This window comes from Cupriavidus taiwanensis LMG 19424, assembly GCF_000069785.1.
In the GTDB taxonomy this organism is placed as follows: Bacteria; Pseudomonadota; Gammaproteobacteria; order Burkholderiales; family Burkholderiaceae; genus Cupriavidus; species Cupriavidus taiwanensis.
Genome location: NC_010528.1, coordinates 2096402 through 2109842 on the forward strand (window position 1 = coordinate 2096402; position 13441 = coordinate 2109842).

The 13441-nt window shown below is 65.5% G+C and carries 11 protein-coding genes; 1 reads left to right on the forward strand and 10 read right to left on the reverse strand.

The genetic code is table 11. The features are described 5' to 3' along the window. Window positions 1-198: 198 nt before the first annotated feature. From glmM to RALTA_RS09590, 4 genes are all read right to left on the reverse strand, one after another. Window positions 199-1542, reverse strand: a complete 1344-nt coding sequence (gene glmM / locus RALTA_RS09575) for a phosphoglucosamine mutase (RefSeq protein WP_012353227.1) — start codon at window positions 1540-1542, stop codon at window positions 199-201. Window positions 1543-1605: 63 nt separating this feature from the next. Further along, window positions 1606-2397, reverse strand: coding sequence for a dihydropteroate synthase (gene folP, locus RALTA_RS09580; protein ID WP_232348020.1), 792 nt, complete (start codon window positions 2395-2397; stop codon window positions 1606-1608). A 203-nt stretch (window positions 2398-2600) separates the two neighbouring features. After that, a complete protein-coding gene (ftsH, locus tag RALTA_RS09585; RefSeq protein ID WP_012353229.1) occupies window positions 2601-4484 on the reverse strand; it encodes an ATP-dependent zinc metalloprotease FtsH in 1884 nt (627 codons plus the stop codon). Between the two features lie 157 nt (window positions 4485-4641). Further along, window positions 4642-5307 (reverse strand): RlmE family RNA methyltransferase, encoded by a 666-nt coding sequence (locus RALTA_RS09590; RefSeq protein WP_012353230.1) that lies wholly within the window; start codon window positions 5305-5307, stop codon window positions 4642-4644. A gap of 259 nt (window positions 5308-5566) precedes the next feature. Between RALTA_RS09590 and RALTA_RS09595 the strand changes: the two genes are divergently transcribed. After that, on the forward strand, window positions 5567-6070 hold the full coding sequence (locus RALTA_RS09595) for a YhbY family RNA-binding protein (protein WP_012353231.1): 504 nt from the start codon (window positions 5567-5569) through the stop codon (window positions 6068-6070). An 85-nt stretch (window positions 6071-6155) separates the two neighbouring features. On the opposite strand, the gene RALTA_RS09600 is transcribed toward RALTA_RS09595, so the two are convergent. The 6 genes from RALTA_RS09600 to RALTA_RS09625 form a co-directional block, all read right to left on the reverse strand. Beyond that, window positions 6156-6659: a DUF4149 domain-containing protein gene (locus tag RALTA_RS09600; RefSeq protein ID WP_012353232.1), complete on the reverse strand. Its 504-nt coding sequence runs from the start codon at window positions 6657-6659 to the stop codon at window positions 6156-6158. 55 nt (window positions 6660-6714) lie between these two features. Continuing rightward, window positions 6715-7191 carry a transcription elongation factor GreA gene (gene greA / locus RALTA_RS09605; protein ID WP_012353233.1) on the reverse strand — a complete coding sequence of 159 codons (477 nt, stop codon included), beginning with the start codon at window positions 7189-7191 and terminating at the stop codon, window positions 6715-6717. Window positions 7192-7437: 246 nt separating this feature from the next. After that, window positions 7438-10686 (reverse strand): carbamoyl-phosphate synthase large subunit, encoded by a 3249-nt coding sequence (carB, locus tag RALTA_RS09610; protein WP_012353234.1) that lies wholly within the window; start codon window positions 10684-10686, stop codon window positions 7438-7440. Window positions 10687-10775: 89 nt separating this feature from the next. Continuing rightward, the gene (gene leuE, locus RALTA_RS09615; protein WP_012353235.1) at window positions 10776-11453 is read right to left on the reverse strand and encodes a leucine efflux protein LeuE; all 678 of its coding nucleotides are present in this window, start codon (window positions 11451-11453) and stop codon (window positions 10776-10778) included. A 49-nt stretch (window positions 11454-11502) separates the two neighbouring features. Continuing rightward, on the reverse strand, window positions 11503-12639 hold the full coding sequence (carA, locus tag RALTA_RS09620) for a glutamine-hydrolyzing carbamoyl-phosphate synthase small subunit (RefSeq protein WP_012353236.1): 1137 nt from the start codon (window positions 12637-12639) through the stop codon (window positions 11503-11505). A gap of 357 nt (window positions 12640-12996) precedes the next feature. Continuing rightward, entirely contained in the window at window positions 12997-13407 is a 411-nt protein-coding gene (locus RALTA_RS09625) for a RidA family protein (protein WP_012353237.1), read from the reverse strand. Between the last annotated feature and the right edge of the window lie 34 nt (window positions 13408-13441).

The following is a 13441-nucleotide window of genomic DNA, read 5'->3' on the forward strand; positions in this document are numbered from 1 at the left end:
AATTTTTGACAAGACGAACTGTATGCTGCCTGTATGACAATTCCGTGACATCTTCAAATCTTCTTGAAACTGGCCTGCAGCAAGGTAATGACGGGATAGTCCCGCCCTGCGGTGTGGGAAATATGACGGCGGTTAATTGCGTTATGAGATAAAAAAACGCCGGGTGAACCCGGCGTTTTCTTTCTGGCATGAGCGCTATCACGCACCCAGCGCGTCCGCCAGCTTCCTGGCCGCGCGCTCTGCCATCTCGGCCTGCTCCGCCTCGACCATCACGCGCACCACGGGCTCGGTGCCGGAGGCACGGATCAGCACCCGACCGCGGCCTTCGAGTTCGGGTTCCACCGCCGCGCGTGCCGCCTGCAGGCCGGCATGGGTCTGCCAGTCGAAACCCTTCTGCACGCGCACATTGATCAGCGTCTGCGGGAACAGCTTCACGCCGTCGAGCAGCTGCGCCAGCGTCTTGCCACTGCGGCGCAGTGCGCCCAGCACCTGCAATGCGGAGACGATGCCGTCGCCGGTGCTGTGGCGATCCAGGCACAACAGATGGCCCGAGCCCTCGCCGCCCAGGGTCCATTTGCGCTTGTTCAGCTCCTCAAGCACATAGCGGTCGCCCACCTTGGCGCGCACGAAGTCGACGCCCTCGCGCTTGAGCGCCAGTTCCACCGCCATATTGGTCATCAGCGTGCCGACGGCACCGGGCACCGCCTGGCCTGCGGCCTGGCGGTCGCGCACGATCAGATACAGCAGTTCGTCGCCGTTGTAGAGGCGGCCATCCGCGTCCACCACCTGCAGCCGGTCCGCGTCGCCGTCGAAGGCCAGGCCCAGGTCCGCGCCGTTGGCCTTGACCGCCTCGATCAGCTTTTCCGGCGCGGTGGCGCCGTAGCCGGCGTTGATATTGCGGCCATTTGGCTGGTTGCCGATGGCGACCACGTCGGCGCCCAGTTCATGGAACACCGGCGGCGCAATGTGATAGGCCGCGCCATGGGCGCAGTCGACCACCAGCTTCAGGCCATGCAGGTCCTGCTCGTACGGGAAGGTGCTCTTGCAGAATTCGATATAGCGGCCGGCCGCATCGTCGATGCGGCGGGCGCGTCCCAGGTCGTCGGACGGGGCGCACACCATGGGCTCGTCGAGGGCCGCTTCGATCGCCGCCTCGACCGCATCCGGCAGCTTGTCGCCGCTGGCCGAGAAGAACTTGATGCCGTTGTCGTAGTACGGATTATGGCTGGCCGAAATCACCACGCCGGCCGACAGCCGCAACGCCCGCGTCAGGTAAGCGATGCCGGGGGTCGGCAGCGGGCCGGTCAGCAGCACGTGCACGCCAGCCGAGGTAAAACCGGCTTCCAGCGCGGCTTCCAGCATGTAGCCGGAAATGCGCGTGTCCTTGCCGATCAGCACGGTGGGCTTGCCCTGCCCGGTCCTGGCGCCATGCGCCAGCACCTTGCCCGCGGCATGGCCCAGCCGCATCACGAAGTCCGGCGTGATCGGCGCATCGCCGACCTTGCCCCGCACGCCATCTGTCCCGAAATACTTGCGTGTCATTCGCTGTTTCCCTTTCTCTTCTGTGTTCTGTCTTGGTGGCGCTGGCCGGCGCCAGCGCCCGGCTCAGCCGGCGCTAACGGATTCGTTGCGCACGGCCCACCAGGTCTTTACAGCGTCGACGGTCTGCTGCACATCATGCACGCGCACGATCAACGCACCGCGCTCCACCGCACATACGGCCGCGGCAATGCTGGCGGCAATGCGCTGCTGCGGTGGCCGGCCGCCCAGGATGGCGCCCAGCGTGGATTTGCGCGAGATGCCCGCCAGCACCGGCAGGCCGTCCAGCGCCAGCTTCGGCAATTGCCCGAGCAGGCGCAAATTATGATCCGGTGTCTTGCCGAAGCCAAATCCCGGATCGAGGCAGATCCGGGCCTCGTCGATCCCCGCCGCGCGCAGCACGGCGACGCGCTCGGCGAGAAACTGCGCCACTTCGGCCACCACATCGTCGTAGTGCGGGTCTTCCTGCATGGTCTGCGGATCGCGCTGCATGTGCATCACGCACAAGCCCGCCTGTCCGGCCGCCACCGCCTCGACCGCGCCTGGCATGCGCAGGCCCCAGATATCGTTGATGAGATCGGCTCCGGCCGCAAGCGCGGCGCGCATGACCTCGGGCTTGTAGGTGTCGATCGACAGCGGCTTGCCGCAGTCGCGCAGCGCTTCCACCACGGGAATCACGCGCGCCAGCTCATCCGCCAGCGGCAGCGCCGCCGAACCCGGCCGGCTCGATTCTCCGCCGATATCGATGATGTCGACGCCCTCGGCGATCATCTGCTCGGCATGGCGCAGCGCCGCGTCGCGGCTGGCGTGCTGGCCGCCGTCGGAAAAGGAGTCGGGCGTGACGTTGAGGATGCCCATCACCAGCGGACGCTGGTCCAGGGCAAAGCGGAAACGGCCGCACTGGAAGTGCCGGGTCTGAGTGGTCTGCTGCAAGGTAGGAAGGCTTTGGCGAGTCGCGCGGGTTCGCCGCGCAAAAAGGAAAAGCCGGTGCGCCAGGCACCGGCTTCAGGGAGCTACTACACAGCCATCGCTACAGCGTCGTCAGCGGGACGAGCGCCGGATCAGGCCGTGGCGGGCGCGTTGGTCGGCGCCACCGGCGAGCCGCCCGAGGGCGTGCTGCCGCCACCGTTCGGGCCCGACGCGCTGCGCGGCGGACGCGGCGGCTTGCCGGCCATGATGTCGTTGACCTGGTCGGCGTCGATGGTTTCCCATTCCATCAGCGCGTTGGTCATGGCCTCGACCTTGTCGCGGTTCTCTTCGAGCAGGCGCTTGGCCAGCGCGTATTGCTCGTCGATGATGCGGCGGATCTCGGCGTCGACCTTCTGCTGCGTGGCTTCCGACACGGTCTTCGACGACAGCTTGCCGAACATGCCGTCCTGCTCGGTATCGACGTAGACCATCGCACCCAGCGAATCGCTCATGCCGAAGCGGGTCACCATGTCGCGCGCGATCTTGGTGGCACGCTCGAAGTCGTTGGAAGCACCTGTGCTCATGGCGTTGAGGAAAACCTCTTCCGCCGCGCGGCCGCCGAAGAGGATGGCCACCTCTTCGAGCATGCTGTCCTTGTACTTCGAATACTTGTCATGCTCCGGCAGCTGCCAGGTCACGCCCAGCGCCCAGCCACGCGGCATGATGGTGACCTTGTGCACCGGGTCGGCCTTCGGCAGCAGCTTGGCCACCACCGCGTGGCCAGACTCGTGGTAAGCCGTGGCGCGGCGCTCTTCCTCGCGCATCACCGTCGACTTGCGCTCCGGACCCATGTAGATCTTGTCCTTCGCGTCCTCGAAGTCCTGCATGTCCACCACACGCTTGTTGCGGCGGGCGGCGAACAGCGCGGCCTCGTTGACCAGGTTGGCCAGGTCGGCGCCCGAGAAGCCCGGGGTGCCGCGCGCGATCACCGACGCGTCGACATCGTTGCCGATCGGCACCTTGCGCATATGGACCTTCAGGATCTGCTCGCGGCCGCGGATATCCGGCAGGCCCACGTAGACCTGGCGGTCGAAACGGCCCGGACGCAGCAGCGCCTTGTCCAGCACGTCGGCACGGTTGGTCGCGGCAATCACGATCACGCCGGAGTTGGCCTCGAAGCCGTCCATCTCGACCAGCATCTGGTTCAGGGTCTGCTCGCGCTCGTCGTTGCCGCCGCCCATGCCGGCGCCACGATGGCGGCCGACCGCGTCGATTTCATCGATGAACACGATGCAGGGCGCCTGCTTCTTGGCGTTCTCGAACATGTCGCGCACACGCGCCGCGCCCACGCCGACGAACATTTCAACGAAGTCCGAACCGGAGATGCTGAAGAACGGCACCTTGGCCTCGCCGGCGATGGCACGCGCCAGCAGCGTCTTGCCGGTACCCGGAGGGCCGACCAGCAGCACGCCGCGCGGAATGCGGCCGCCCAGCTTCTGGAATTTCTGCGGGTCCTTGAGGAAGTCGACCAGTTCGACCACTTCTTCCTTGGACTCGTCGCAACCGGCCACGTCCTGGAACGTGACGGCGTTCTGGTTTTCGTCGATCAGGCGCGCGCGTGACTTGCCGAATGAGAATGCGCCGCCTTTTCCGCCACCCTGCATCTGACGCATCATGTAGAACCAGAACACGATGATCAGCAGGGTCGGCCCGAGGTAATACAAGGCCTGGACCAGCACGTTGGGTTCGTCGTCCGCCTTGCCGGTGACCTGCACGCCGTACTTCATCAGGTCGCCGACCATCCAGATGTCGCCCGGCGAGATGATGGTGTACTTGGCCCCTTCCTTGGGCGAGACCACCAGGTTGCGGCCCTGCACGTCGACACGCGACACCTTGCCGTTCTTGGCGTCATCCATGAACTGCGAATAGGTGACGCTGTCCTGCGCACGGGGCTTGTCGAACTGCTTGAAGACGGTAAACAACACCAGCGCGATCACGAGCCAGATTGCCGCCTTTTGAAACAGGTTGTTATTCAAGGCCGAACTCCTTTGCAATTGCCTTGCCAACGGATAGCTGCATTGTAATGCAGCCCCCGCCCTCGAGGGGAAACAGAGAAACTATGATGCCGATAGCACCGGGTGAGGGTATTTCCCTCTACATTTCTTATTCCGCCCTGGCTCGTATCGAGATCGGTCAATCCACTGTCTTCAGGTAGCGCCCAAGGATAAAGGTTTCGGAAGACTTGTCGCGCGACGCCTTGGGCTTGCGCTTCGCGACCACTTTGAACTGCCGTTTGAACTTTTCCACGATCTGGCTGTAGCCGCTCCCGTGGAAACACTTTACCAGCAATGCTCCCTCCGGCTTCAGGTGGGCCTGCGCAAATTCAAGCGCCAGGTCGCACAGGTACTCGATCCGGGCGGCGTCGGCGGAGGCCACACCGGACAAATTGGGGGCCATGTCGGACAAAACAAGATCGATCTTGTTGCCGCCGGAGGCGTCGAGAACCACACTTTCAAGTTCACGGAAGACCGATTCCTCGCGGAAGTCGCCCTGGATAAACGTGACGTCCGCGACAGGTTCCATGGGCAGCAGGTCGATCGCCACGACCGCGCCGTCGATCCTCCCATCCCTGGCCCGCGGCGAGTCCGCCAGCTTGTTGCGCGCGTACTGGCTCCAGCTGCCGGGCGCCGCGCCCAGGTCGACAATGACCTGGCCCGGGCGGATCAGCTTGTCCTGCTCGTCGATCTCCTTGAGCTTGTATGCCGCGCGCGCGCGATAGCCCTCGCGCTGCGCCATTTTGACGTACGGATCGTTGATGTGGTCATGCAGCCACGAATGGTTGAACTTGTTCTTTGCCATACCAGATACCAGCCTGTTGCCTGCCCGCGCGCGCTGGTCGGGCCGGCGGCGAAGGTTTTCCTACTGTTTTGATGATTTTGCTGCCCGACAGTGCCGGATTGACGGATAATACGCGCCAATCCGCATCCCGGCTTGCCACCCCCGGTGGCCGTCGGCTGCCTGTATCCCCCGCCGTGTCACGACCGGCGGGACTGCAGCGCCCGATTACCAGCGCCAAGCGCGCTATCACTATTTCAAGCGCCTTATTCAGCGCCAACTTATGCCTGCTCTACAACTAGTCCCTGCCCAGCGCTCTGACCTGCGCTCCCGCGCCCATGCCCTGAACCCGGTCGTGATGGTCGGCGCCGAAGGCCTGACCCGCGCCGTGCTGGCCGAGATCGACCGCAGCCTGGCGGCCCACGACCTGATCAAGATCCGCGTGTTCGGCGACGACCGCGAAGCGCGCATCGCCATCTACGAAGAAATCTGCGACCAGCTCAGCGCCGCGCCGATCCAGCATATCGGCAAGCTGCTGGTGGTCTGGCGTCCGGGCGAAGCCCGCCTGAAAGAAAACCAGGCCGACGACCTCGGCCGGCACACGCCCGCCCGCCGCGGCGGCGCCGCCCCGCGCACGGTCACGGTGAAGAAGCCCAGCGCCGCGCCGAACCGCCGCCCCACCCGCAAGGAAGTTACGGTGCTCGGCAACGAGCGCGTCACTGCCGGCGGCAATGTGAAGCGCGCGCGCGCACGCCCGACCAGCCAGAAGAAGAAGTCCCTGGGCTAAGACCGCCCGGGCAGTACCCGAGGGGCACCGCCAGGTGCCCCGCTGCCGGTACGCCGCCTTCGCGGCCGGGCCGGCGGCCGGACTCTCACTCCCCGGCCGAGCGCGGCGCCGAAGCGCGCCACACCAGCACCAGCGCCAGCAGGCTTTGCAGCAGGTAGAAGGCGCTCGAGACGCCGTGCAGCATGCCGAACTGCGCCTTGTATGGCGATTCCGACACTCCCACGCCCAGCGCCAGCGCCTTTTCCTTCAGGCTGCCCATAAACGGCTGGATCCCGAAGTAGCCCACCAGCACGCAGCAGAGCATGCCCAGCACCAGCCAGCGCAGGCCGCGATAACGCTGGGCGCCGCGCCGGATCATCACGTTGCACAGCACCAGCTGCAGCACGCCGATGGTCACGCCGACGATGGCTTCGGTATGGAACAGGTGCCCGGCGATCATGCCCGCCATCTCGCGGCTGGGCAGCACCGAAAACAGCGTCGGCGCCACCATGTAGCCCACGGTCCACAGGCCGCCTGCCCACACCACCGTCAGCAGCAGGAAGAGGCGGTGCGGCAGCGGCGGCAGGTTGTTATAGGAACTGGAGAACACAAGCCGGCCTTTCCGGTGGCCGGCACAGGCGCAAGCGCCGCCGGCCGGGCCGGCATCAGATATAGCGAACCGTAATGACTTCGTACTCGCGCTCGCCGCCGGGGGCCAGCACGGTGGCGACGTCGCCTTCGAACTTGCCGATCAGCGCGCGCGCGATGGGCGAGCTCACCGAAATCTTGCCGGCCTCCAGATCGGCCTCGTCATCGCCGACGATCTGGTAGCTGACGGGACTGCCGGACTCCAGGTCTTCCAGGTCGACCGTCGCGCCGAAGACGATGCGGCCATCGGTATCGAGCTGGGTCGGGTCGATGATCTGCGCGGCCGACAGCTTGGCCTCCACTTCCAGGATGCGGCCCTCGATAAAGGCCTGCTTTTCCTTGGCGGCATCGTACTCGGCGTTTTCAGACAGGTCGCCCTGGGCGCGCGCTTCCGAGATGGCATTGATCACCGCCGGACGCTCGACAGCCTTCAGGCGCTGCAGCTCCTCCTTCAGGAGCTCTGCGCCACGCTTGGTAATCGGAATGGTGCTCATGTCTTCGTTCAACAAAAAAATGAGCCGCAGCGGAGCTGGAGCCATCCCTGGCAACCTCCGCCAGGGCACTTCCGCTCAACCGCGGCTTTCAGACAGGATCGAACGCGGGCAAGCCGGTTCGATCGACGAATTTGACGTAGTTTAGGCCAGGAAGCCCGCCGGCAGCAACTCCGGCGGGCTTCCTGGGCGGGCGGCCGCAACGCGGCCGGCCCTTTTGCAATGTGTTGCTGACTTACCTTGACGGCATCAGGCCAGCGAGGCATGCAGGCCCTGCAGGTCGTAGACCTCCAGGCTCTGCATATGCTTCAGGCCTTCCACCGCGGCGCGCGCGCCGGCGATGGTGGTGTAGTAAGGAATGCGGTGCGCCAGCGCCGAGATACGGATCGAGCGCGAATCGGCGATCGCGCCGCGGGTTTCGTCGACGGTGGTGAACACCAGCGCCAGTTCGCCGTTCTTGATCATGTCGACGATATGCGGGCGCCCGTCCTTGACCTTGTTTACCACCTTGACCGGGATGCCGGCGGCCTCGATCGCCGACGCGGTGCCGCGCGTGGCGACGATGGGGTAGCCCATGTCGTGCAGCATGCGGGCCACGGCCACCGCGCGCGGCTTGTCGCTGTCCTTCACGGTGATCAGCACGGCGCCCTTTTCCGGCAGGCGCGAGCCCGCGGCCAGCTGGCTCTTGAACAAGGCCTCGCCGAAGCTCTTGCCCACGCCCATCACTTCACCGGTGGAGCGCATTTCAGGTCCGAGGACCGGATCGACGCCCGGGAACTTGTTGAACGGGAACACCGCTTCCTTGACGCTGTAGTACGGCGGGATGACCTCGTCGGCAATGCCCTGCTCGTCCAGCGACTGGCCGGCCATGCAACGTGCGGCGATCTTGGCCAGCTGCATGCCGGTGGCCTTGGACACGTACGGCACGGTGCGCGAGGCGCGCGGGTTCACTTCCAGCACGTAGACGGTGTCGACACCGTTGTTCTGCTGGATCGCGAACTGCACGTTCATCAGGCCGACCACGTTCAGGGCCTTTGCCATGGCCGCGGTCTGGCGCTTCAGTTCGGCCACGGTCTCGGCCGACAGCGAGTACGGCGGCAGCGAGCAGGCGGAGTCGCCCGAGTGCACGCCGGCCTGCTCGATGTGCTCCATCACGCCGCCGATGAAGACGCGCTTGCCGTCGCACAGGGCGTCGACATCGCACTCGATGGCGTCGTTGAGGAAGCGGTCGAGCAGCACCGGGGAATCGTTGGAGACCTTGACCGCCTCGCGCATGTAGCGCTCGAGGTCGCGCGGCTCATGCACGATTTCCATGGCGCGGCCGCCGAGCACGTACGACGGGCGCACCACCAGCGGGTAGCCGATTTCCTCGGCCAGGCGCAGCGCTTCGTCCTCGGCACGCGCGGTGCGGTTGGGCGGCTGGCGCAGGCCCAGGTCCTGCAGCAGCTTCTGGAAGCGCTCGCGGTCTTCGGCCGCGTCGATCATGTCGGGGCTGGTGCCGATGATGGGCACGCCGTTGCGCTCCAGGTCCAGCGCCAGCTTCAGCGGGGTCTGGCCGCCGTACTGCACGATCACGCCGACCGGCTTTTCCTTGTCGACGATCTCGAGCACGTCTTCCAGCGTCAGCGGCTCGAAGTACAGGCGGTCCGAGGTGTCATAGTCGGTCGACACGGTTTCCGGGTTGCAGTTGACCATGATGGTCTCGTACCCGTCTTCGCGCAGCGCCAGCGCGGCGTGCACACAGCAGTAGTCGAACTCGATGCCCTGGCCGATCCGGTTCGGGCCGCCGCCCAGCACCATGATCTTCTTTTTGTCGGTCGGGTTGGCCTCGCACTCGCCATGCTCGGCCTCGTAGGTCGAGTACATGTAGGCGGTGTTGGTGGCGAACTCGGCCGCGCAGGTGTCGACGCGCTTGTAGACCGGGCGCACATTCTGGGCGATGCGCGCCGCGCGCACGGCCTTGGCGTCGGTCTTCAGCAGCCTGGCCAGGCGGCGGTCCGAGAAGCCCTTCTGCTTCAGGAAGCGCAGTTCGGCGGTCGACAGGCTGTCGAGCGTGCGCGACTTCACCAGACCTTCGGTCTTGACGATGTCTTCGATCTGGGCCAGGAACCACGGGTCGATGGCGGTCTCGTGATAGACCTCTTCCAGCGACATGCCCAGGCGGAACGCGTCGCCGACGTACCAGATGCGGTCCGGACCCGGCTCGCCGATCTCCTCGACGATCTCGTCGCGGTCGGTGGACTTCTCGTCCAGGCCGTCGACGCCGACTTCCAGGCCGCGCAGCGCCTTCTGGAACGATTCCTGGAAGGTACGGCCCATCGCCATCACTTCACCGACCGACTTCATCTGGGTGGTCAGGTGGCTGTCGGCCTGGGGGAATTTCTCGAAGGCAAAGCGCGGCACCTTGGTGACCACGTAGTCGATCGAGGGTTCGAACGAGGCCGGGGTGGCGCCGCCGGTGATCTCGTTCTTCAGCTCGTCCAGCGTGTAGCCGACCGCCAGCTTGGCCGCGACCTTGGCGATCGGGAAGCCGGTGGCCTTGGACGCCAGCGCCGACGAACGCGACACGCGCGGGTTCATCTCGATGACGATCATGCGACCGTCCTTCGGGTTGATCGAGAACTGCACGTTGGAGCCGCCGGTATCGACGCCGATCTCGCGCAGCACGGCCAGCGAGGCGTTGCGCAGGATCTGGTATTCCTTGTCGGTCAGGGTCTGGGCCGGGGCCACGGTGATCGAGTCGCCGGTGTGGATGCCCATCGGGTCCAGGTTCTCGATCGAGCAGATGATGATGCAGTTGTCCTGCTTGTCGCGGACCACTTCCATCTCATACTCTTTCCAGCCCAGCAGCGATTCCTCGATCAGCAGCTCGCGCGTCGGCGACAGGTCCAGGCCGCGCTTGCAGATCTCTTCGAACTCTTCGCGGTTGTAGGCGATGCCGCCGCCGGTGCCGCCCAGCGTGAACGACGGGCGGATCACGATCGGGTAGCCGCTGGTGCCGGTGTCCTGGGCGATGCGGGCCTGCACGGCCACGGCCTCGTCCATCGAGTGGGCGATGCCGGACTTGGCCGAACCCAGGCCGATCTTGGTCATCGCGTCCTTGAACTTCTGGCGGTCCTCGGCCTTGTCGATGGCTTCCGGCGACGCGCCGATCAGTTCCACCTTGTACTTGTCCAGCACGCCATGGCGGTGCAGGTCCAGCGCGCAGTTCAGCGCGGTCTGGCCGCCCATGGTCGGCAGGATCGCATCCGGGCGCTCCTTCTCGATGATGCGCTCGACCACTTCCCAGGTGATCGGCTCGATGTAGGTCACATCGGCCGTGGCCGGATCGGTCATGATGGTCGCCGGGTTGGAGTTGACCAGGATGACCTTGAAGCCTTCCTCGCGCAGGGCCTTGCAGGCCTGGGCGCCGGAATAGTCGAACTCGCACGCCTGGCCGATGATGATGGGGCCCGCGCCGATGATCAGGATGCTCTTGATGTCTGTGCGTTTTGGCATTGCACGCTCTCTTTATGGGCCGGCCCGCCTTGCCTGCGGACCGCGCCGGTAATCAGGGAATCCGTCCGGATTCGAAAATGTGGTCTGGCTCAGTTCATCGTGGCGGTCGCCAGCTTGGCGCCGAAGCCGATGAACATCGCCCCTACCCCGCTGGCCATGCCGGCCGACAGCCGGCGGCGGCGCCGGAACGCCTCGGCCAGCTTCGCGCCCACGAAGATGATCGTGGTCAGGTAGGCAAAGCTGCAGATCTGGCACACCAGCCCCAGCACCCCGAACGACAGCACCGGGTAAGCAAAGGCCGGGTCGACGAACTGGATGAAGAACGAGATGAAGAACAGGATCGCCTTCGGGTTCAGCAGGCTGATCAGCAACGCCTTGCGGAACGGGTCGGACTGGTCCGTCGTGGCCGCCGGCACCGCCGCCGCGCCGGCGGCATCGCCGCGCGCGGCCCAGCTGCGCAGCGCGCCGCGCAGCATGTTGAAGCCGATCCACGCTAGGTAGGCCGCGCCGACGTACTTCACCACGTAGAACAGCGCCGGGCTGGCCTTGAGCAGCGAGGCCACGCCCGCCGCCGACAGCACCATCAGCACCGCGTCGCCCAGGAACACCCCGCACGCGCCCTTGTAGCCGGCGCGCACGCCGCGCTGCGCCGCCACCGACAGCACGTACATCGAGTTCGGCCCCGGCAGCAGCACGATAAAGATCGTGCCCAGCACATAGGTCCAGAAGTCGGTGATGCCGAAAGCGGTATGCATGAAGGCGTTCATGGGATGTCCCGGTGTCTCTCTTGCTGTGCCAGCGCGCCTATTCGCCCGCTTACTTGCGCGCGTCGGTCATCAGCTGGATGAAGCGGTCGAACAGGTAAGCCACGTCGTTCGGGCCGGGCGAGGCTTCCGGGTGGCCCTGGAAGCAGAACGCCGGCTTGTCGGTCAGTGCGAAACCCTGCAGCGAACCGTCGAACAGCGACTTGTGCGTGACGCGCACGTTGGACGGCAGCGTGTCGGCGTCCACTGCGAAACCGTGGTTCTGCGACGTGATCACCACGCGGCCGTCGTCCAGGTCCTTGACCGGATGGTTGGCGCCGTGGTGGCCGAACTTCATCTTCAGGGTCTTGGCACCGACTGCCAGGGCCATGATCTGGTGGCCCAGGCAGATGCCGAAGGTCGGGATGCCGCGCTCGATGAACTCGCGCGTGGCGGCGATGGCGTAGTCGCACGGCTCGGGATCGCCGGGGCCGTTGGACAGGAACACGCCGTCCGGATTCAGCGCCAGCGCGTCGGCGGCGCTGGCCTGGGCCGGCAGCACCGTGACCTTGCAGCCGCGCTCGGCCAGCATGCGCAGGATGTTGTACTTGACGCCGTAGTCATAGGCGACCACGTGGAACTGCGGCTGCTGCTGCTTGCCGTAGCCCTCGCCCAGCTTCCATTCGGACTGGGTCCATTGGTACGGTTCCTTGACCGACACCACCTTGGCCAGGTCCATGCCGGCCAGGCCGGGGAACGAGCGGGCCAGGTCGATGGCCTTCTGGACGTTGTCCTCGCCGGCCAGGATGCAGCCGTTCTGGGCGCCCTTTTCGCGCAGGATACGCGTCAGCTTGCGCGTATCGATGCCGGCGATGGCCACCACCTTCTCCTGCTTCAGGTAGTGGGCAAGGGTATGCTCCTTGCGGAAATTGGAGGCCAGGACCGGCAGATCCTTGATGATCAGGCCGGCGGCATGGACTTTCGTGGCTTCGACATCCTCAGGATTGACACCGTAGTTGCCGATATGCGGATACGTCAGCGTGACGATCTGCCGCGAATAGCTCGGGTCGGTGAGAATTTCCTGGTAACCGGTGATGGCGGTGTTGAACACCACTTCGCCGATGGTATGGCCGGAAGCGCCGATGGAATAGCCACGAAAGACCGTGCCGTCTGCTAGCGCGAGAATGGCGGACGGGAAAGACGGTAACACGGGTAGGCTCCTGCTGGACTCACCCCGTGACCGACCAATCGACGCCTCGTGCCTCCCAGGCTGGATCCGCGACGGCGGCAGCGGCATTGCGCCGATGCGGTCGGATCCGGTCGCAGCATGCTCATTGCGTCACATCTGATGCAGACGACAACGGCGGCGCGGATGGGGGCGGCGGAAGGTGGAAAGCGGTAGGCGCTAGGGTGAAGGGTTCTGAAAGCGAAACTTTCGAATTATATCCCGAGCTACCCAATTTCTCAAGTTTTCAAGGACTTGCGCGCGGCACGCGGCAATCCCGCCGCGCCGGAGGCCGCCCCGCTGCCCGCGCCCGCGGTCCGGGTTGCACCCCCGGACGCCGGATTACCGCGGCGGCGGCACCACCGCCGTGACCTCGATTTCCACCTTGGCGCGCGGCTCGACCAGGTCGGCGACCTCGACTGCCGTCATCGCCGGGAAGTGGCGGCCGATGATGGCCCGGTAATGTTCGCCGATCGCCCCATAGGCGCCGACATATTCGGCCTTGTCCTTCACATACCACGTCATGCGCGCGATATGTTCCGGCCGCGCTTCGCCGGCCGCCAGCACTGCGACGACGTTGCGCAGCGCCTGCGCCACTTGCAGGCCGAAATCGTCGGTCTCGAATTCACACTGGCTGTTCCAGCCGATCTGGCCGCTGACGAACAGCAGCCGGCTGCCGGCCTGCATCTCGGTCATCATGCCGTTGGCGTAGCCGCGCGGCGGCGCCCAGTCGGGCGGCTGCAGGATCTTCATGTCGTGTCCCTGTGGTTGCTTGGTATGGGTGGAT